The 18,859-nt window shown below is 69.4% G+C and carries 21 protein-coding genes and 1 tRNA gene; 16 read left to right on the top strand and 6 right to left on the bottom strand.

Annotation, left to right across the window (positions count from 1 at the left end):
• The first annotated feature begins 32 nt into the window (after nt 1-32).
• The 3 genes from ACFPUZ_RS04125 to ACFPUZ_RS04115 are packed head-to-tail and all read left to right on the top strand — an operon-like array spanning nt 33 to nt 2,505.
• On the top strand, nt 33-881 hold the full coding sequence (locus ACFPUZ_RS04125; protein WP_377000166.1) for a DUF3097 domain-containing protein: 849 nt from the start codon (nt 33-35) through the stop codon (nt 879-881).
• A 23-nt stretch (nt 882-904) separates the two neighbouring features.
• On the top strand, nt 905-1,333 hold the full coding sequence (locus tag ACFPUZ_RS04120; protein ID WP_377000165.1) for an NfeD family protein: 429 nt from the start codon (nt 905-907) through the stop codon (nt 1,331-1,333).
• A 5-nt stretch (nt 1,334-1,338) separates the two neighbouring features.
• On the top strand, nt 1,339-2,505 hold the full coding sequence (locus ACFPUZ_RS04115; RefSeq protein ID WP_377000163.1) for an SPFH domain-containing protein: 1,167 nt from the start codon (nt 1,339-1,341) through the stop codon (nt 2,503-2,505).
• On the opposite strand, the gene ACFPUZ_RS04110 is transcribed toward ACFPUZ_RS04115, so the two are convergent.
• Both ACFPUZ_RS04110 and ACFPUZ_RS04105 read right to left on the bottom strand, forming a co-directional pair.
• Complete coding sequence (locus tag ACFPUZ_RS04110; protein ID WP_377000161.1) at nt 2,502-3,080, bottom strand: MarR family transcriptional regulator; 579 nt, start codon at nt 3,078-3,080, stop codon at nt 2,502-2,504. The genes ACFPUZ_RS04115 and ACFPUZ_RS04110 overlap by 4 nt on opposite strands.
• Before the next feature lie 10 nt (nt 3,081-3,090).
• A complete protein-coding gene (locus ACFPUZ_RS04105) occupies nt 3,091-3,792 on the bottom strand; it encodes a TVP38/TMEM64 family protein (protein WP_377000160.1) in 702 nt (233 codons plus the stop codon).
• A 64-nt stretch (nt 3,793-3,856) separates the two neighbouring features.
• Between ACFPUZ_RS04105 and ACFPUZ_RS04100 the strand changes: the two genes are divergently transcribed.
• On the top strand, nt 3,857-4,282 hold the full coding sequence (locus ACFPUZ_RS04100) for a cupin domain-containing protein (RefSeq protein ID WP_377000158.1): 426 nt from the start codon (nt 3,857-3,859) through the stop codon (nt 4,280-4,282).
• 160 nt (nt 4,283-4,442) lie between these two features.
• Nucleotides 4,443-4,811 carry an excisionase family DNA-binding protein gene (locus tag ACFPUZ_RS04095; RefSeq protein ID WP_377000156.1) on the top strand — a complete coding sequence of 123 codons (369 nt, stop codon included), beginning with the start codon at nt 4,443-4,445 and terminating at the stop codon, nt 4,809-4,811.
• Nucleotides 4,812-4,856: 45 nt separating this feature from the next.
• Here ACFPUZ_RS04095 and ACFPUZ_RS04090 read toward each other — a convergent pair.
• Nucleotides 4,857-4,942: transfer RNA gene (locus ACFPUZ_RS04090), tRNA-Leu, on the bottom strand.
• 134 nt (nt 4,943-5,076) lie between these two features.
• On the opposite strand from ACFPUZ_RS04090, the gene ACFPUZ_RS04085 reads away from it, so the two are divergent.
• From ACFPUZ_RS04085 to ACFPUZ_RS04070, 4 genes are read left to right on the top strand one after another with little or no spacing between them, the layout of a single operon-like run.
• On the top strand, nt 5,077-6,666 hold the full coding sequence (locus ACFPUZ_RS04085) for an ABC transporter transmembrane domain-containing protein (protein WP_377000154.1): 1,590 nt from the start codon (nt 5,077-5,079) through the stop codon (nt 6,664-6,666).
• A complete protein-coding gene (locus ACFPUZ_RS04080; RefSeq protein WP_377000152.1) occupies nt 6,663-8,435 on the top strand; it encodes an ABC transporter ATP-binding protein in 1,773 nt (590 codons plus the stop codon). Before ACFPUZ_RS04085 ends, ACFPUZ_RS04080 begins: the two co-directional genes overlap by 4 nt.
• Nucleotides 8,436-8,467: 32 nt before the next feature.
• Nucleotides 8,468-9,007 carry a YbhB/YbcL family Raf kinase inhibitor-like protein gene (locus tag ACFPUZ_RS04075; protein WP_377000150.1) on the top strand — a complete coding sequence of 180 codons (540 nt, stop codon included), beginning with the start codon at nt 8,468-8,470 and terminating at the stop codon, nt 9,005-9,007.
• Between the two features lie 12 nt (nt 9,008-9,019).
• On the top strand, nt 9,020-9,418 hold the full coding sequence (locus ACFPUZ_RS04070; protein ID WP_377000149.1) for a hypothetical protein: 399 nt from the start codon (nt 9,020-9,022) through the stop codon (nt 9,416-9,418).
• A 317-nt stretch (nt 9,419-9,735) separates the two neighbouring features.
• Here ACFPUZ_RS04070 and ACFPUZ_RS04065 read toward each other — a convergent pair whose 3' ends face one another.
• Genes ACFPUZ_RS04065 through ACFPUZ_RS04055 form a run of 3 tightly spaced genes read right to left on the bottom strand, consistent with a single transcriptional unit; the run spans nt 9,736 to nt 12,792 of the window.
• Nucleotides 9,736-10,842: a quinone-dependent dihydroorotate dehydrogenase gene (locus ACFPUZ_RS04065; protein ID WP_377000147.1), complete on the bottom strand. Its 1,107-nt coding sequence runs from the start codon at nt 10,840-10,842 to the stop codon at nt 9,736-9,738.
• Nucleotides 10,843-10,855: 13 nt separating this feature from the next.
• A complete protein-coding gene (locus tag ACFPUZ_RS04060) occupies nt 10,856-11,878 on the bottom strand; it encodes an NHL repeat-containing protein (RefSeq protein WP_377000145.1) in 1,023 nt (340 codons plus the stop codon).
• 14 nt (nt 11,879-11,892) lie between these two features.
• Entirely contained in the window at nt 11,893-12,792 is a 900-nt protein-coding gene (locus tag ACFPUZ_RS04055; protein WP_377000143.1) for an aldo/keto reductase, read from the bottom strand.
• Nucleotides 12,793-12,870: 78 nt separating this feature from the next.
• Here ACFPUZ_RS04055 and ACFPUZ_RS04050 point away from each other — a divergent pair, with 78 nt between their 5' ends.
• The 7 genes from ACFPUZ_RS04050 to aspA all read left to right on the top strand — a co-directional run bounded on the left by ACFPUZ_RS04050 (nt 12,871) and on the right by aspA (nt 18,792).
• Nucleotides 12,871-13,698, top strand: coding sequence for an undecaprenyl-diphosphate phosphatase (locus ACFPUZ_RS04050; RefSeq protein ID WP_377000316.1), 828 nt, complete (start codon nt 12,871-12,873; stop codon nt 13,696-13,698).
• Nucleotides 13,699-13,714: 16 nt separating this feature from the next.
• The gene (gene mshC / locus ACFPUZ_RS04045; protein WP_377000141.1) at nt 13,715-14,947 is read left to right on the top strand and encodes a cysteine--1-D-myo-inosityl 2-amino-2-deoxy-alpha-D-glucopyranoside ligase; all 1,233 of its coding nucleotides are present in this window, start codon (nt 13,715-13,717) and stop codon (nt 14,945-14,947) included.
• A 24-nt stretch (nt 14,948-14,971) separates the two neighbouring features.
• Nucleotides 14,972-15,349, top strand: coding sequence for a hypothetical protein (locus ACFPUZ_RS04040; RefSeq protein ID WP_377000140.1), 378 nt, complete (start codon nt 14,972-14,974; stop codon nt 15,347-15,349).
• Between the two features lie 4 nt (nt 15,350-15,353).
• The gene (locus tag ACFPUZ_RS04035; RefSeq protein ID WP_377000138.1) at nt 15,354-16,046 is read left to right on the top strand and encodes an HAD family hydrolase; all 693 of its coding nucleotides are present in this window, start codon (nt 15,354-15,356) and stop codon (nt 16,044-16,046) included.
• Nucleotides 16,047-16,074: 28 nt separating this feature from the next.
• Nucleotides 16,075-16,338, top strand: coding sequence for a phosphoribosyl-ATP diphosphatase (locus tag ACFPUZ_RS04030; RefSeq protein WP_377000136.1), 264 nt, complete (start codon nt 16,075-16,077; stop codon nt 16,336-16,338).
• Nucleotides 16,339-16,348: 10 nt separating this feature from the next.
• Nucleotides 16,349-17,194: an ATP phosphoribosyltransferase gene (gene hisG / locus ACFPUZ_RS04025; protein ID WP_377000135.1), complete on the top strand. Its 846-nt coding sequence runs from the start codon at nt 16,349-16,351 to the stop codon at nt 17,192-17,194.
• A gap of 113 nt (nt 17,195-17,307) precedes the next feature.
• On the top strand, nt 17,308-18,792 hold the full coding sequence (aspA, locus tag ACFPUZ_RS04020; protein ID WP_377000133.1) for an aspartate ammonia-lyase: 1,485 nt from the start codon (nt 17,308-17,310) through the stop codon (nt 18,790-18,792).
• Nucleotides 18,793-18,859: the final 67 nt, after the last annotated feature.

Here is an 18,859-nt window from a genome sequence, read left to right as displayed (position 1 = left end):
GCGGGGCAGTCTAGCCGATAAAGTGGTCGGCCATGAGCTTCCACGACCCCTACTCCGGTGACATCCTCTCCGGCCACGCCCGTTCCCGTCCGCGCGAGTACCCGCAGGTCCCGGCCGAGCCCGGCCTGGTCGTCGAGGTCCGCGGCGAGGACTATGTCGGCGCGGTCGTCGGCTGGGAGCGCACCTATGACGGCGAATTCGTCCGCCTCGAGGACCGACGCGGGATCAAGCGCCTCTTCCAGCTGGTCAGCGGCGGATTTCTCATCGACGGCCGACCCGTCACCCTCGTCCGCCACCTTCCGAAGAAGGAGCCCGTCGTGCGGCGTTCCAACTCCGGGTCGCGGCGGGTGGAGAACGTCGAGGCCAAGGTGGCCGCCCCCTCGCGGATCTGGGTGGAGGGTGTGCACGATGCGGCGATCGTCGAGAAGGTGTGGGGCCATGACCTGCGCGTTGAGGGCGTTGTCGTGGAGTACCTCGAGGGCCTGGACAACCTCGAGTCCCGGCTCGCCGAGTTCGGCCCCGGGCCGGGCCGCCGGGTCGGGGTGCTCGCCGACCACCTCGTCGAGGGCTCCAAGGAGACCCGCCTCACGCAGACGGTCGGGGAGCACGTGCTGGTCACCGGCCACCCCTACATCGACATCTGGGCGGCCGTGAAGCCGGGCGCCGTCGGCATCCGCGCCTGGCCCGAGGTGCCTTACGGCGAGGACTGGAAGACCGGGGTGTGCCAGCGCCTGGGCTGGTCGGACCCGCGGGAGGGCTGGAACCGGGTCTACTCAGCCGTCCACAGTTTCCGGGACCTCGACTCCACCCTCATCGGGGCCGTGGAACGCCTGGTGGATTTCGTCACCACACCCGAATTGTCCAAGTCCGACCTCCAGTAGCCGCCATTGGTACGTTGGTTCCCGTGGGAGCAATCGTCTGGTTCATCGCAGCCCTCGTCCTCGCCGGCCTCGAGCTGGCCGTGGGCGAATTCACCCTGCTCATGCTCGCCGGCGCGGCCCTGGCCGCCGCGGGGGTGTCGCTGGCCGGGGCTCCCCTGTGGGGATCCGTCGTGGCCTTCGCCATCTCCGCCTTCGGGCTCCTGGTGTTCCTCCGACCTTTCCTCAGGCGTCGCCTCGCGGCCCCGAAGGCGCTGGACACCTCGCCGCAGGCCTTGATCGGCTCGACGGCGGTGGTCCTGGCGCCGATCGAGGAGCACGGGGGCCAGGTCCGCCTCGACGGATCGATCTGGTCCGCCCGCTCCCTCGACCCCACCCACACGTTCGCCGAAGGTGAGCGTGTGTCCGTGATCAGCATCGACGGCGCCACCGCAGTCGTCTGGAAGGATTCCTGAACCCCATGCTCGGGCTCGTACTACTCATAGTTCTCCTGGTTTTCGTCGCCGTCGTCGTCCTCAAGTCGATCGCCCTCATCCCGCAGGGCGAGGCCGCCGTCATTGAGCGCCTCGGCAGCTACACCCGCACCGTCGCCGGCGGACTGACCCTGCTCGTCCCCTTCATCGACCGCATCCGCGCCCGGGTGGACACCCGTGAGCGGGTCGTCTCCTTCCCGCCGCAGGCCGTCATCACGCAGGACAACCTCACCGTGGCCATCGACATCGTGGTCACCTTCCAGATCAACGACCCGGCCAAGGCCATTTACGGCGTGGACAACTACATCGTCGGCGTCGAGCAGATCTCCGTGGCCACCCTCCGCGACGTCGTCGGCGGCATGACCCTGGAGGAGACCCTCACCTCCCGCGACACCATCAACCGCCGCCTGCGCGGCGAGCTCGACGCCGCCACCTCCAAGTGGGGCCTGCGCATCAGCCGCGTCGAGCTCAAGGCCATCGACCCGCCGCCGTCCATCCAGCAGTCCATGGAGATGCAGATGAAGGCGGACCGGGAGAAGCGCGCCATGATCCTCACCGCCGAGGGTCGCCGCGAATCCGACATCAAGACCGCCGAGGGTGAGAAGCAGGCCCGGATCCTCTCCGCCGAGGGTGAGAAGCACGCCGCCATCCTCCAGGCCGAGGCCGAGCGCCAGGGCATGATCCTCAAGGCCGAGGGTGAGCGCGCTGCCCGCTTCCTGCAGGCGCAGGGTGAGGCGCAGGCCATCCAGAAGGTCAACGCCGCCATCAAGTCCTCGAAGATCACGCCTGAGGTGCTGGCCTACCAGTACCTGGAGAAGCTGCCGAAGCTCGCCGAGGGGCAGGCCTCCACCATGTGGATGATCCCCTCCCAGTTCGGGGACTCGCTCGAGCAGTTCGCCCGCGCCTTCGCCCGGAAGGACGAAGAGGGGGTCTTCCGCTACGAGCCCTCGCAGGTGGACGAGGAGACCCGCCGGCTGGCGGGTGCCGAGGACACCGAGGAGTGGTTCAACACCACCACCGACCCGGAGATCGCCGCAGCTGTCGCCGCCGCCACCGCCGTGGCCAACAAGCCCGTCGACCCGGAGCCGCACGAGATCAAGGCGCAGAAGGCCAAGGCCGTCGCCCCGGCTCCCGCGGAGCTCGAGGAAGCCTAGGTCACCTCACCCGCGTCCGCGCGGGTGAGCAGGTGGACCGCCAGCTGCCAACCGGCGGTCTCGGCCTGCCACCCGGCCGCCTGGAGTCGCTGGGACATCGCCTGCTTGGAGATGCCCAACTCCTCGGCGGCCTCGTTCTGATTCAGACCCGAGCGCACCAGCGACGTGGCCTCCCGGCCCTCCAGGGTGCGCTTGCCCAGCACGTGGCCCAACAGCGCGAAGACGGCGGCGATGTCCCCACTCAACGACGCGTTCCGCCGCGTGGCGTGAGCGACCTTGACCGTGCCCGCCCGGGCCGCCCCCGTGAGGGCGCCGGTGGCGGTGGCCCGGGTGTCCGCCTCCGCCGGGGAGCCCGGGGCGATCCCGATCCCGATGGCCCAGTTGCCGTCCGAGAGCAGCGCCATGACGGTGTCGCACAGGGACTCCGGGGAGTCCACCACCGCGCAGATGTCCTCGACGCCGAGGATGTCGAAGGTGCCGACCCCCGGGAGCGTGGAGAGAGCCTCCGCCGAGCGGCGGACCAGCTGTGCGCGACGTACCTCGCGGCCCCGGTACCGGGCGTGAACGGCCAACATGTCTGTCAGTCTACGTCACAGACTTGACCGGCAGGCGATGGTCGACGGCGAGCCCCACGAGTCCCGCCACCGCCAGCGCCACCGTGATCCCGAGGACGGCCGGACCCGGCTCACCCGTCAGCGCATCCCCCAGGACGACGGTCGCCACCGTGCCGGGCGCGGAACCGAGGAGGGTGGCCACGGTGAACATCCCCAGCGGGACGCTCGTTAGGGCGGCCGCATAGTTCATGATCGAAAACGGCACCCCGGCGATCATCCGCAGACTCATCACCGCCAGCCAGCCCCGCTGCTCGAGTCGCGTGTTGATGCCCGCCACCGCCGGATGGCTCAGCCGCGGCGCCATCCATTCGCCCAGCAGGCCACGCACCACCGACAGGCTCAGGGCCGCGGCCACGGTCGTCGCGGAGAGCGCCACGGCGACCCCCAGCCACGGGCCGAAGAGCACCCCGCTCGACAGGGTGAGCAGGGTGCGGGGGATGGGGAACTGCGTCACCCCGACGTACCCGAGCCAGAACAGGGCCACGAACCACGGGCCGGAGGCTTCCGCCCAGGCGCGCAGGGTGGCGATCGCGGGGACGTCGATAAGCACGGTGACCGCGAGGAAACCCGCCACGGCCAGTGCTACGGCGAGACGTCGGGGCCAGGACCACGCCGCGACGGCGCCGACGGCGTCGCGGAGCAGAGCGACCACGAACTGCCCGAAACGATTCACAAGGGGCCAGTCTACGCCCGCGTCTACACTGGGGAGACGTACGTCAACCCACGAAGGAGACCCCATGGCAGACCTGCGCACCGACCACGGCCCGAACCCCTACGTCCTCGACATCGAAGGCGTCACCACGGAGAACGAGGCCTTCCGCGACACCCTGTGGACGGGGCAGTACCTCCAGATGACCGTCATGGCCATCCCGGCCGGCGGCGAGATCGGCGCTGAGGTCCACGACGACCACGACCAGTTCCTCCGCCTCGAGGCAGGCAAGGGCCGCATCCTCATCGGCGACAGCGCGGACAAGCTCGACATCGACCAGGAGGTCGAGGATGACTTCGCCATCTTCGTCCCGGCGGGAAAGTGGCACAACTTCCTCAACGAGGGCACGGAGACCGTGAAGCTCTACTCCATCTACGCCGCGCCCGACCACCGGCCGGGCACCTACCACGAGACGAAGGCCGACGCGGACAACGATCCGCACGAGCAGCACTGAGCTTCTCGACGCTTCTCGACGCCCGCCTCACCGGCGCGCGTCATAGAGTCCTCCGGCGGGATGCTCGTTTCTGGCGAATTGCTTGCCCCAATTCGCCAGAAACGAGTATCCCGCTTCGCGCTTCCCTGCGGCTGCGCGGCGGCGGCCTTATGCTCGCCGCATGAGCGAGATCCCCGAGGAGACTCTGATACCGGTCATCCACTTCATTCTGCGCGAGGGCCCCGTGCACATCGAAGGAAAGGACGGCGCCCGGCTGAAGGTGCCCGAACGGCTGCGGGAGAAGTTCCACCAGCTCGCCGGCGCCGTGAGCGCGGATGAGGAGGTCAAGGTCGTCCGGCTCGACACCTTGATCACCACCCGGGAGGCGGCCGAGATTCTCGGTGTCAGTCGCTCCACGGTGGTGGCGTGGATCGAGGATGATCTGCTGACCAGCGTGCGCTACTCGGAGTCCGGGCACCGGAAGCTGATCCTCGCCGACGTCCTCCTGTGGAAGAAGCTGCACACGCAGTCGCGTCGCCTGACCTGGTGACGCGAAAAATCCCGGCCACTTGTTAGTGACCGGGATTTTCATTTGTGCCCGGAGGGGGACTTGAACCCCCACGTCCGTTAATAGGACACTAGCACCTCAAGCTAGCGCGTCTGCCATTCCGCCACCCGGGCTGGGTGTCATTCACTTTTCTGTGCTCACCCTCTCGGCTGGGCACCTGCATTACTGTAGCCGCACTGCAGTGAAAGACACAAATCCGCATGTCAACGCTAGTTACAGGCGTGTAAGTGGTAACTTTTTGGGCACTATGACACGCACCTATCAGCCACCGCGCCGGATGCCCACGTGGTCGTGGTTCGCCCCCGCCACAGAGCCCGCGGCAGACCCGCAGGTGAGCCCGGAGACGTGGTCGTCGCGGCAGCGGGGGACTCTGCGTCTTCTCGGCCTGCACCTGCGCGCGGTGGTCACGATCGTGGTGACTGTGTGCCTGGGCGTGGGATCGTCCGTGATCATTTCGGTGGTGGTGGCGCAGGGTGGGCTGCGGGCCTTCGAGTCGGCCTCCTTCCGGACGGCCGCGGTCGTCGTGCTGGTGATCGCGGGGATCATGGCGGCGTCGTGGGTGGCGGAGGCGACGGCGGATGCGCTCACCGACCTCGGGGCGGCGCGGACGGTGCATTCCGTGCGCCTGTCGCTGACGCGCCGCCTGCTGGGGGCGGGCCCGACGGAGCTGACGCCGGGTCAGGTGCTCAACACCGTGGACGGCGATTCTCACCAGGTGGGGGAGTTGAAGCAGCTGCTCAACTGGCCGGTGATGATGTTCGCCTACCTGCTGGGTTCGGCGGTGGCCATCGGTGTCGCGCAGCCCTGGTTGGGCGTTCTACTCGTGCTGGCGGGCGTGGTGACGACGGCGACCACCTTCGCCACGGCGCGGCCGCTGGCGCGGGTGGCGGCGCGACGTCGAGAAGCGGAGGGCGCGGCGATGTCGCTGGCCACGGACCTGGCGCAGGGCTCGCGGGTGGTCAAGGGCCTGGGGGCGGTGGAGGCGTCGGCGGAGCGTTTCGACGCTGCCACAGGCCGCGCCCTGCGACTCATGCTCATCGAGGCCCGACTGAGCGGGTGGCTCACCCTCGTGCGCCAGCTGGTGCCCACGCTGTGCGTGGTGGGGATCGTCGTGGTGGCGGCGCTGCTGGTGCGGCAGGGCGCGATCGGCACGGCGGACCTGGTGACAGTGGCCTTCATCGTGCCCCCGGCGTTGACCTATCTGGGCTACTCGTTGAGCTTCGCCGTCGACTACTGGTCGCGGGGTCTGGTGTCGACGGGGCGTATTCGTGATCTCGTCCGCGACCTGGAACCGGCGGAGGAACACGCCGTGGACACCGAGAGGCCGCCTGCGGGACTGAGTGTGTGGGCGGCGCGGAGTGCCGCGGGCGTGGAACAGGCCCGGGCGCGTCTCGCGGCCCTGGAGTCCTCCCCCGACCCGGAGGTCATCGTCGCCCCGCATGCGCCGGCGGTGTTCGAGGGCAGCCTCGCCGACAACATCGACCCCTTGGCGCAGGCGGACCCGGAGCACGTGCAGGCGGCGCTGTCGGCGGCGGCGTGCGGGGACATCATCACCCGCCTCGGCGGGATGGACGGCGACACGCTCCCGGAGGCACCCATCGGCGAAGCCGGGCTCAACCTCTCCGGCGGGCAGCGGCAGCGCGTGGCGCTGGCCCGGTGGCTGGTGCGCGACCCGGAGGTGCTGGTACTCGACGAACCGACGACCGGCCTCGACGCCGTCACGCTGGACCAGGTGGCGCACAACGTCGCGCGCCTGCGGCGTCACCGCGCCACGGTCGTCGTCACCACTTCGCCGGCGTGGCGGGCCGTGGCCGACCGGGTGGAGGAGCTCTCTTGAGCTGGGAGAAGGATGCCCGCGAGGACGCCCTCGCCCCGGCCACCGTCCGCGAATCGGTAGACACCTTGCGGGCGCTGCCCGCGAGCCCGGGCCGCGGCTGGCTGCTGGGCACCACAGTGGTGTTCCTCGTGGCCGTGGGCGCCATGACCGCCTCCGCCACGCTGCTGGGCCGGGCCGTGGACCTTGTCGACGGGCCGTGGGGGAGCTTCGTGTGGCTGCTCATCGGCGTCGGGGCGGCACTGCTCGTGGAGACGGCCGCCCGCGCCGCCGGTGGCTACCTGCTCACGGCACGCACGCGGATGATGTCGGTCGATCTGCGGCGCCAGGCGCTGGGGTCCGTGCTGCGGGCCCCGGTGCCGGATGTCCTCGAGCTGGGGACCGGCAATGTCATCACCCGCCTCACCCAGGACATCGACACCGTGGTGCGCATGATGTCGGCCACCGGCATCCGCCTGGCGGTGACCATCCTCATGTTCCCCGTCACTCTCGTCGCTCTCGTGCTCATCCACTGGGAGTTCCTCTTCTCCCTCGTGCTCACCTTCGCGCTCGTCGTCCCGCTGCTGCGCCGGGTGCTGCCCAAGATGCCGCAGGCGGCGAACATCGTGGCCACCGCGGAGGCGCGTCGTAACGCGGTGCTTCTGGACACCGTCCGCAGCCTGCCCACCCTGCGCGCCCTGCGCCTGGGGCCCTGGGCGCTGGAGCGCACGCGGAAGGCCTCGTGGACGGCCGTGCAGGCGCGCGCCGACCGCGCGCCGCTGTTCGTGCACCTGCTCGGCTACGGCAACATCGCCTACGTGGCGTTGCTGGCCACCACCCTTTGCCTGGCGACGTGGCTGGTGGGCCGCGGAGACATCAGCGTCGGTGCCGCCACCGCCGCGATGGTGTTGGTCGTCCGGCTCGAAGGCCACGTGTTCAACCTGCTCTTCCTGGCCGGAGACATCCAGGAGGCCGGCACCTCCCTCGGCCGCGCGGTCGCCCTGGCCCGGCTGGCCGGCGGCGGCGCCCGCGAGATCCCGGCGGACCTCAGCGCCCCGCCGGAGATCCGCATCGAGGGACTGCGCTTCTCCTATCCGGGCGGCGCCGTGATCCTCCCGGGCATCGACGTCACCCTCCCCGCCGGCAGCACCACCGCCCTCGTCGGCGCCTCCGGCGCGGGGAAGTCAACCCTGGCGGGGCTCATCGCCGGGCTGCAACGCCCGGACGCGGGCCGCATCCTCATCGGTGGTGTGGACACCGCCGCCGTCGACGACGGCTGGACCACCCGCCAGGTCACGCTGCTCACCCAGGACGTGCACCTGTTCTCCGGGTCGCTGCGCGAGGACCTCCACATGGCCGCCCCCGGGGCCGCCGACCCGCTGCTTATCGACGCCCTCTCCGCCACCGGTCTCAGCCCCGGCTCCCCCTCGTGGGCCCGCCACCTGCCGGCGGGCCTGGACACTCCGGTCGGGGCCGGGGCCGAGGCTCTGCCGCCGGAGGTCGCCCAACAGGTGGCGCTGGCGCGTGTCCTCCTGCGGGACCCGCCGGTGCTCATCATGGACGAGGCCACCTCCGAGGCTGGCAGCGAGGACGCCCGCGCCCTGGAACGCGCCGCCACCGCCGCGGCCCGGGGCCGGACCAGCCTCATCGTGGCGCATCGGCTCGACCAGGCGATGGTGGCGGACCGGATCCTCGTCATGGAGGGCGGCCGCATCGTGGAGAGCGGCACCCACACAGAGCTTCTCGACGCCCGGGGTCGCTACGCAGCCCTCCACGAGCGCTGGAACCGCTGACATGTGAGCGGAATCTCAGGTACAACGGGAGTATGACCTCCTACGCAGACGACCCCCGTTTCCCCGGCCCCGACCCCTACGCCCCCCTCAAGGACCTCCCCGCCTTCCCCCTGAGCTCCCACGACCTGCAGGACGGTGACCAGCTCTCCGCCGACCAGTGCGCCCCGCTCAACATCTCCCCGCAGCTGTCCTGGTCCGACCTGCCGGAAGGCACGAAGTCCCTCGCGGTCACCTGCTTCGACCCGGACGCCCCCACCGCCTCCGGCTACTGGCACTGGGCCGCCTTCAACATCCCCGTCGAAACGACGGAGCTGCCCTCGGGCGCCGGCAGCAAGCAGGACCTCGGCATTGACGGGGTCATCGCCCTGGCCAACGATTCCGGCAACCGTGAATACTTCGGCGCGGCCCCACCGCAGGGGCACGGGCCGCACCGTTACCTCTACGCGGTGCACGCGGTGGATGTGGAGAAGCTCGACATCGACCCTGATTCCACCGCCACCGTCCTCGGCTTCAACCTCTATTTCCATTCTCTCGGCCGGGCCATCCTCTGGGGCTGGTACGAGAACAAGTAGGCTCTTCAGTCTATGAGCCACAACAACCCCCGCCCTGAGCAGACCTTCCGGGTGCCCCTGGCCCTGCGCGTGGGCGGCGCCTTCATGGCGCTCGCCCTCGCCCTGGCCATCTTTGCCGTCGTGTCCGTGTTCGCCGACGGCTGGATGGCCTCCTTCGCCGTCACCCCGCGTTTCCTGGTCATCCTCGTCGCAGCCGCCATCCTCGGCGCCTTCGCCACGATCCGCAACGATCAGGCGTCCAGCCGCACCCAGGTCGTGGCGCTGGCGGTCGCGGTGGGCATCGTCATCTTCTCCCGCTTCATCCCCAACGAGCCGCTGGCCCTCATGGCGCAGTACTGGCTCGCGATGTACGCGGTCTTCGCGTTCATGTGTGCCCTGATCATCCGACGCTCGCTCATCCCCAAGGCCTGACGTCAGATTTTCAGGGGCGGTCCGGCCGGGTGGGGGAGAAAGCCCAGGTCGCACCGGCCCCCATGCGGGCGCGAACCTGAAAAGCTCACCGCCCCCACCCGCGGGCCCCGCATGTCAGATTTTCAGGCTCGGTCAGGCCCACTAGGGGAGAAAGCCCAGGTCGCACCGGCCCCCACGCCGGCGCGAACCTGAAAAGCTCACCGCCCCCACCCGCGGGCCCCGCATGTCAGATTTTCAGGCTCGGTCAGGCCCACTAGGGGAGAAAGCCCAGGTCGCACCCGCCCCCACGCCGGCGCGAACCTGAAAAGCTGACCCCCTTAGCGCGCGGGATTCGCCAGCCAGGGCAGCCCGGAGCCGATGGCCTCGGTGATGCTGCGCAGCCCGTGGCGGTGGATCTGGTCGGCGATGCCGCGGTGGATGTCGCGGATCCAGTCGGGGCCGCCGTAGATGAATCCGGTGTAGCCCTGCAGCAGGGTCGCGCCGGAGGTGATGCGCTCCCACGCCTGCTCCGGGGTGGAGATGCCGCCCACGGAAATGAGCACCAGCCGGTCGCCCACCCGGGAGTGGAGGCGCTGCAGAACCTCGAGGGCGCGCTCGGCCACCGGCGGGCCGGAGATGCCGCCCGCACCCATGGCCGCCACCTCGGTGGCAGGGGTGCGCAGACCCTCACGAGAGATGGTGGTGTTGGTGGCCACGATGCCGGCCAGCCCGAGGTCGAGGGCGAGGTCGGCGACGGCGTCGACATCCTCGTCGGAGAGGTCGGGGGCGATCTTCACCAGCACCGGGGTGGTGGTGGATTCCTGGACGGCCGCGAGGATGGGGCGCAGGGATTCCACGGCCTGCAGGTCGCGCAGCCCCGGGGTGTTGGGGGAGGAGACGTTGACCACCAGGTAGTCGGCGAGGTCGCCGAGGAGTGCGGCGGAGCGTCGGTAGTCGTCGACGGCTTCCTCGGCCGGGACCACCTTCGTCTTTCCGATGTTGATGCCGATGACGTCGGTGGACTTCCGGCGGCGCAGGTTCTCCGCGGCCGCGGCGGCGCCGGCGTTGTTGAAGCCCATGCGGTTGAGGATCGCCTTGTCCGCGGGCAGGCGGAACAAACGCGGGGTCGGGTTGCCGGCCTGCGGGGAGGCGGTGACGGTACCCAGCTCGGAGTAGCCGAAGCCGAGGGCGGTCCAGGTGTCGGCGGCGGAGGCGTTCTTGTCGAAGCCCGCAGCCAGACCCAGCGGGCGGGGGAAGGTCACGCCGAAGACGTCCTGCGCGAGCACGGGGTCCGTGACGGGCACGACCTTGCCCAGCAGCCGGTTGAGGGGAGCCGCGGTCTGGAGCACCCCGAGTCCGTTGTTGATGAGTCCGTGGATGCGCTCCGGGCGCAGGGTGAACATGCCTTTCAGGGCCAGCTGATAGGCGTTGCGACGCAGGGACACGGGGTGGTCCTTCCTAGAGTTCGGGGTCGGTGATGACCTGGAGGCCGGCACCGCTGGCGGAGGCGACGACGAGGGTGCCGTCGGCAAGCACGAGCATGGAGTGGGCGTCGGCGAGGGAGTCGAGGGTGCCGACCTCCTCCGGGACGCCGGTCGACAGGTCGAAGGCGCGGAGCTGGTTGTCACCGGTGGTGGAGATCCAGGCCACGCGACGCTCAGAATCCCAGGCCACGGCCCAGGGGCTGGGGCTCACGGGGGTGGTCTGGTGGAGGCGCACGACGTTGTCGGCGGTGTACACCGCGAGCTGCCCTCCGCGGTTGTCGGAGGCGAGCACCATGCCCTCGTCCCCGGCGACGGCCTGCCCGATGCCCAGCCCGACCCGCAGCGTGCCGCCCTGCCTGCCCTCGCGCCAGTGGATGTCCTGGATCGTCGAGTTGGAGTGGTTGGTGCGCACGACGGCGTCATCGGCGCCGGTCACGGGCACGGCCAGCAGCTGGGAGGTTTTGCCCGCCACGGTGATGGAACGCTGCGCCTCCCCGTCCTGGAACACCACCACGCGGTCGCTCTCCCCGGAGCCGACGACGAGTTCGCCGGTGGAGGTGAGTACCGCGGAGGAGGCCGGGGCGGCGTCCGTGTCGGCGACGGTGACGGTGTCGCGGAGGTCGCCGGAGGCGGCGTCGATAAGCAGGACCTCAGCGCCGCACGCGAGGACGAAGGTGTCGGGGGAGGCGGTGAGGTCGGCGCAGTCGGCGGGGACGGTGACTTCGGTGGTGGTGCCGGCGTCGTGCTCGGCGAGGGTGCCCAGTGTCAGTGTCGGGCCGGCGCGCAGGGCGATGATGTCGCCGGCGGCCTCCATGTCGCTGACCTCGAGGGCGGTGTCGATGACGCGCCCGGCCGGACTGCCCGCGGCGGGGGAGGCGACGGGCTCCGCGTTACCGAGGTCGGGGATCTCCGGGTTCGTGGGGCCTGAACCGCAGGCTCCGAGAAGGAGGGAGGAGGCGGCCAGGGCCGCCAGGGCTGTCACACGTCCGGCATTCACGCTTTGCAAGCCTATCAGCGCGACACATCATCCAGGGCCTTGACAATGGCCCGGGGGAGCACGGTGTCGGAGACGGTGAGCAGCTCGCGCAGCTGCCCGCGGTGGGAGGCCCCGACGACGGTCGCGGCCACGCCCGCCCGGTCCCGCGCCCAGGCGAGCGCCACGACGGCGGGGGAGATGTCCAGACCTTCCGCTGCGGTGGTGAGCGCGTCGACGACGGTGTGCGCCTTATAACCCAGGCGGGCATGCACCTCGGCCCGCACGCCGGGCGGCTGCGCCCGGCGGTAGCGCCCGGTGAGCACGCCCTGCGCCAGGGGAGCGGCGGCGATGACACCCACCCCGAGGTGGCGCGCTGCGGGGATGAGCTCCTCCTCGATGCCCCGGGCGAGCAGGGAGTATTCGTGCTGCGTGGCCACCACGCGCGGGGAATCGGTCACGGCCAGCTGCCAGGCGGCGTAGTCACGCACCCCGGAGTAACGGGTGCGTCCGGTGCGGACCGCCCAGTCGAGGGTGTCGGCGACCTCCGCCGGGGGAGTGCGCTCGTCCCAGTAGCCCACCGACCACAGGTCGAGGTGGTCGGTGCCCAGCACCCGGAGTGTCTCGTCGAGCTGGTGCATGAGGGCCCGCCGGGAGCAGTCCACGCGGCGCCCCACCGGCGAATCGGGCTCGACCCCCGCGGAGGAGGAGAGGATGAGCTCGTGCCGAGGCAGACCCGGGAGCACCTCGGCGAGGACCTGCTGGGCGCGGCCGCCGGCGTAAGCGGGGGAGGAATCGATGAGGGTGCCGCCCGCGTCACGGAACATCCCCAGCATGACCTGGGCCTCCGCGGCATCGGTGCCCGCTCCCCAGGTGCCGGTTCCCAGGCCGAGGTCGGAGACACGCAGTCCGCTGGAGCCCACCAATCGCTGTTTCACCCGGTCCACAGTAGTAGTAGCGTGGTCCGGGTGAATGACGTGACCATCCTGGCCGCCGCACAGGCGGCCCCCGAGCAGATGTCCTGGCTGCAGGTCATCGTGCTGTCCATCGTGCAGGGCCTGACGGAATTCCTCCCCGTCAGCTCCTCCGGGCACCTGCGTATCGTCTCCGAGCTCTTCTTCGGCGTCGATGCCGGCGCCTCCTTCACCGCCGTCGTCCAGTTGGGCACGGAGCTGGCGGTGCTGGTGTTCTTCGCGCGGGAGATCTGGCTCATCCTCGTCGGCTGGTTCCGGGGCCTGTTCAACAAGGCGGCCCGCACCTTCGAGTACCGGATGGGCTGGATGGTCATCGTGGGCACCCTGCCGGTGGCGATCATCGGCTACCTGGGCAAGGACATCATCCGGGAGGGCGCGCGCAACCTGTGGATCACCGCCACCGTGCTCGTGCTGTTTTCCTTCGTGTTCATCTTCGCGGAGAAGTTCGGCAAGAAGCAGCGCAGCTTCGATGAGCTGACCATGAAGGACGCGATCATCATGGGCTTCGCGCAGTGCCTCGCGCTCATCCCGGGCGTCTCGCGTTCGGGCGGCACGGTCTCGGCGGGTCTGTTCATGAACCTCGACCGCGAAGTGGCCACCCGTTTCTCCTTCCTGCTGGCCATCCCCGCGGTGCTGGCCTCCGGGTTGTTCTCGCTTCCCGACGCCTTCGCCCCCCAGGCCGGGCAGGCCGCCTCGGCGCTGCAGCTCGGCGTGGGCACCCTCATCACCTTCGTTCTGGGTTACCTCTCCATCGCGTGGCTGCTCAAGTTCGTCGCCCACCATTCCTTCGCCTGGTTCGCCGCCTACCGCATCCCGGTCGGCCTCGCCGTGATGGGCCTGCTGGCCTTCGGCGTCCTCCAGCCGGTGTAGCGCTAAGGTTGTTGACATGCGTTCATGGCCCCTCCCGCACATCCCCCGTGTCGACGGCACCCCCGTCCCCCTCGCCCTCCACGACACCGCCGACGGCGTCGTCCGTCCCGTGGAGGCGTCCGGCACCGCCGGGATGTACGTCTGCGGCATCACCCCTTATGACTCGACGCACCTGGGCCATGCGGCCACCTATCTGACCTTCGACCTCATCCACCGGCTGCTCATCGACCAGGGCCTGGACGTCCACTACGTGCAGAACATCACCGACGTCGACGATCCGCTCTTCGAGCGCGCCGCCCGGGACGGCGTCGACTGGCGCGAGCTGGGCACCGGCCAGATCGACCTCTTCCGCTCCGACATGGAGGTCCTCCGCGTCATCCCGCCGCGCGACTACATCGGGGCCGTCGAGTCCGTCGACGAGGTCGTCGGCCTGGTGGCCAAGCTTCTCGACGCCGGCGCCGCCTACCTCCTCGACGACGAGTACCCGGACATCTACGCCTCCGTCGACGCGACCGCGCACTTCGGCTACGAGTCCAACTACGACCGCGCCACCATGGAGGAGCTCTTCGCCGAACGCGGCGGGGACCCGGAGCGCGCGGGCAAGCGCGACCCGCTCGACGCCCTGCTGTGGCGGGCCCACCGGGAGGGCGAACCCGCCTGGGACTCCCCCTGGGGTCCAGGTCGCCCCGGCTGGCACATCGAGTGCTCGGCGATCGCCACCAACCGCCTCGGCGCCTCCTTCACCATCCAGGGCGGGGGCAGCGACCTCATTTTCCCGCACCACGAGTTCTCCGCCGCCCACGCCGAGGCCGGCCTCGGGGTGCAGCGCATGGCCGGGCACTACGTCCACGCGGGCATGATCGGCCTGGACGGGGTGAAGATGAGCAAGTCCCTGGGCAACCTCGTCTTCGTGCACCGTCTCACCGCCGCGGGCCACGAGTCCGCCGCCATCCGCCTCGGCGTCTTCGCCTCCCACTACCGGGCCGACCGGGACTGGTCGGAGCAGATCCTCGCGGACGCCGAGGCCCGCCTGGCCACGTGGCGGGCAGCGTGCCGCCAGCCGGGCACCCTGGCCGGCGCGCAGGCCCTGGTCCAGGAGCTGCGCATGCACCTGGCGAACGATCTGGACACCCCGGGGGCGCTCGCGGTCGTCGATACGTGGGCCGCCGCGGCGCGCGGGGAGAACGAGGACGGGGCGGGCGAACTGGTCCGCGACGCCGTCGACGCCCTGCTGGGCGTGCAGGTCTGAGGTTTTTCAGGGACAATGAGCGCCATGAGCATCCGCAGGGATTTCCAGAAGAACGTCGACGAGTTCATCGCTGATCTGACCGAGTTCGCCACCGGCAGCTACCTCAAGGAGGAGGAGAAGGATTTCTGGGACCAGCCCTTCGATCCGGCGGCCCTGCCGGAGCTGAAGAAGATCCTGGAGAACCTGCTCGACACCCTCGACCTGCTCAGCGACCCGCCGGCGGAGGACCTGGTCAAGGTCGTGCAGGCGGCCGTCGATGAGCTCGAGTCCTTCAACGACCGCCACAACGGCGCGATCCTCGAGCCGGAGGAGACCGCCGAACTCAACACCCTCATCCACGAGGCCTCCGCCGCCACCGGCGCCGATGACGAGGCCCTCGCCGAACTGCCGGAGATTGACTGACCCCTTGGCCACCACCCCCGCCGCCATCTTCTGGGACATGGACGGCACCCTCGTCGACACCGAACCCCTGTGGGAGCAGTTCACCTATGAACTCAGCGAGCTCATGGGGCGCCGCCTCACCCCCGAACTGCGGGAGACCACCATCGGCGGCAGCTTCCGCCACACCGTCCAGGTGTGCGCCCTGCACGCCGGCGTGACGGTCACCGAGGAGGACCACCCGCGCTTCCGGGCGTTCATGAACGAGCGGATGGCGGAGCTCATGCAGTCCTCGCTGGCGCCCAACCCCGGCGTCACCGAGCTTCTCGACGACCTCGCGGGCCGCAACCTCCCGATGCTGGTGACCACCAACACGGAACGCACCCTGGCGGACATCTCCATCGGCGCGGTGGGCCGACACTTCTTCCGCGATTCGGTCACGGGGGATGAGGTGCCCCGCCCGAAGCCGGCCCCGGACATGTACCTGCGGGCCGCGGAGCTGGTGGGGGCGGACCCGGGGGAGTGCCTCGTCTTCGAGGATTCCTTCACCGGGATGACCGCGGCCGTGAGCGCGGGCTGCCGCGTGATCGGCCTGCCGTGGTACGCCGACACGGTCGTGCCGGAAGGGGTGGTGACATTGGAGTCGCTGCACGGTCGCAATGATTTCCGGGGGGCGGACGCCGACACGGTGCTCTCCTGGTTCCACCAACTGCAGCGGTGACCGGGGCGGCATGGAATAATGCTCCCTCGTGAAGAACTTTGACTCCCTGTTTGCCGAACTCACCGATCGTGCCGCGTCCCGCCCGGAGGGCTCGGGAACCGTGGACGCCCTGGACAAGGGTGTGCACCACATCGGCAAGAAGATCATCGAGGAGGCCGGGGAAGTCTGGATCGCCGCCGAGTACCAGTCCGATGAGGAGCTGGCCGAGGAGATGAGCCAGCTCATCTACTGGACGCAGGTCATGATGGTCGCCCGCGGGCTGACCCCCGACGACATCTACAAGAACCTCTAAGGAGACCACCATGATCAAGATCGCCGTCCCCAACAAGGGTTCGCTGTCGGAGGCCGCCGTGGAGATTCTCCGCGAGGCCGGGTACAAGGGCCGGGGCGACACCAAGGCCCTCAACGTCTTCGACAAGGTCAATGACGTCGAGTTCTTCTTCCTCCGCCCGAAGGACATCGCCATCTACGTGGCCAACGGCAAGCTCGACCTCGGCATCACCGGCCGTGACCTGGCCCGGGATTCGCGGGCCGAGGTCACCGAGGTGCTCGAGCTCGGTTTCGGCGGCTCCACCTTCCGCTACGCGGCTCCGGCCGACGAGATCTGGACGGTCGAGGACCTGGCGGGCAAGCGCATCGCCACCTCCTACCCGAACCTGGTGCGCGACGACCTCGCCTCCCGCGGCATGGAGGCCGAGGTCATCCGTCTCGACGGCGCGGTGGAGATCTCCATCAAGCTGGGCGTCGCGGACGCCATCGCCGATGTCGTCTCCACCGGCAACACCCTGCGCCAGCAGGGCCTGGCGCCCTTCGGGGAGCCGATCGTGTCCTCCGAGGCCGTCATCGTGGGTCGGAAGAACGTCGAGCCGACCGCGGAGCAGAACGTGCTGCTGCGCCGCATCGAGGGCATCCTTCACGCGCAGAACTACCTCATGATCGACTACAACGTGGCCCGCGAGCAGCTGGCCGCCGCCTCCGAGGTCACCCCGGGCCTGTCGGGCCCCACGGTCTCCCCGCTGGCCCGCGAGGACATGGTGGCCGTGCGTGCCCTGGTCCCGCGCAAGGGTGCCAATGCGATCATGGATCAGCTCTCCGAGCTCGGCGCGGAGGCCATCCTCGCCTCCGAGCTGCGTATCGCCCGTCTCTGATCTGAGACAGGGCGGGTAGGACCGGGCGGGGCCGGGCACGCAAACTGGCTACTATGGGGCATTGAGTGTTTTTGGTTACACTCATCCCGCTTAACCAGTGAGAGGACCCCGCCTTGAGCGACACGCCCGAGCCCACCGAGCTCGTCGAAGCCCAGCCGACCACCACCGTCGTTCGGAAGACCCGCACCGAGGAGGACCTCCTCGGGTACATGGAGGTCCCGGCCACCGCGTACTACGGCATCCACACGATGCGCGCGATGGACAACTTCCAGATCTCCCGCACCACCATCAACCATGTGCCGGAGTTCATCGTCGGGATGGCGCAGGTGAAGAAGGCCGCGGCCATGGCCAACCGGCGGCTGCACACCCTGCCGGCGAAGAAGCACGAGGCGATCGTCTGGGCCTGCGACCAGATCATCCACGAGGGTCGGTGCATGGACCAGTTCCCCATCGACATCTTCCAGGGTGGCGCCGGTACCTCGGTGAACATGAACACCAACGAGGTCATCGCGAACCTGGCGCTGGAGTACCTGGGGGAGGAGAAGGGCAGCTACGACATCATCAACCCCAACGATGACGTCAACATGTCGCAGTCCACCAACGACGCCTACCCGACGGGCTTCCGCCTCGGCCTCTACGCGGCGATGTCGCTGCTCATCCAGCAGATGGATGATCTGCAGAAGGCGTTCCGGGAGAAGGGGCGGGAGTTCCAGGACATCCTCAAGATGGGGCGCACCCAGCTGCAGGACGCCGTGCCCATGACTCTGGGTGACGAGTTCAATGCCTTCGCCCACAACCTCGCCGAGGAGCAGGCCGTGCTGCGCAACGCCGCGGACCGGCTGCTGGAGATCAACCTGGGCGCCACCGCCATCGGCACGGGTGTCAACACCCCGGCCGGGTACCGCCACCAGGTCACCGCCACGCTCGCCGAGGTGACGGGCCTGGACATCAAGTCCGCGCTCGACCTCATCGAGGCCACCTCGGACACCGGCGCCTACGTCCATGCCCACTCGGGCGTCAAGCGGGCGGCGATGAAGCTGTCGAAGATCTGCAACGATCTGCGCCTGCTGTCCTCGGGCCCGCGTGCGGGTATCAACGAGATCAACCTGCCGCCGCGCCAGGCGGGCTCCTCGATCATGCCGGGCAAGGTCAACCCGGTCATCCCCGAGGTGGTCAACCAGGTGTGCTTCAAGGTCTTCGGCAATGACCTCACCGTCACCATGGCCGCGGAGGCCGGGCAGCTGCAGCTCAACGTCATGGAGCCGGTGATGGCCGAGGCCATGTTCCAGTCGATCCGCATCCTGGGCAACGCGGCCGTGACGCTGCGCGAGAAGTGCGTCGAGGGCATCACCGCCAACGCTGACGTGTGCCGCGCCTACGTGGAGAACTCCATCGGTATCGTCACCTACCTCAACCCCTTCATCGGCCACCACAACGGCGACCTCGTCGCCCGGGAGGCTGCGCAGACGGGGCGTTCCGTCAAGGACATCGTCCTGGAGCAGGGGCTCATGGACGCCGAGACCCTCGATCGTGTCCTGAGCAAGGAGAACCTCATGCACCCCGAGTTCCGGGGTCGCCTGTACCTGGATAATCAGTAACCCGCCCGTTAGCGCCCGTTTGTGTGTGTTTCCACACAGACGGGCGCTTTTCGCGCCGTCTGTCTTG

The sequence above is a fragment of the Corynebacterium nasicanis genome (genome assembly GCF_042658165.1).
GTDB lineage: Bacteria > Actinomycetota > Actinomycetes > Mycobacteriales > Mycobacteriaceae > Corynebacterium > Corynebacterium nasicanis.
The sequence above is the reverse complement of the archived record's forward strand: the minus strand, read 5'-3'. Positions and strand labels throughout refer to the sequence as shown.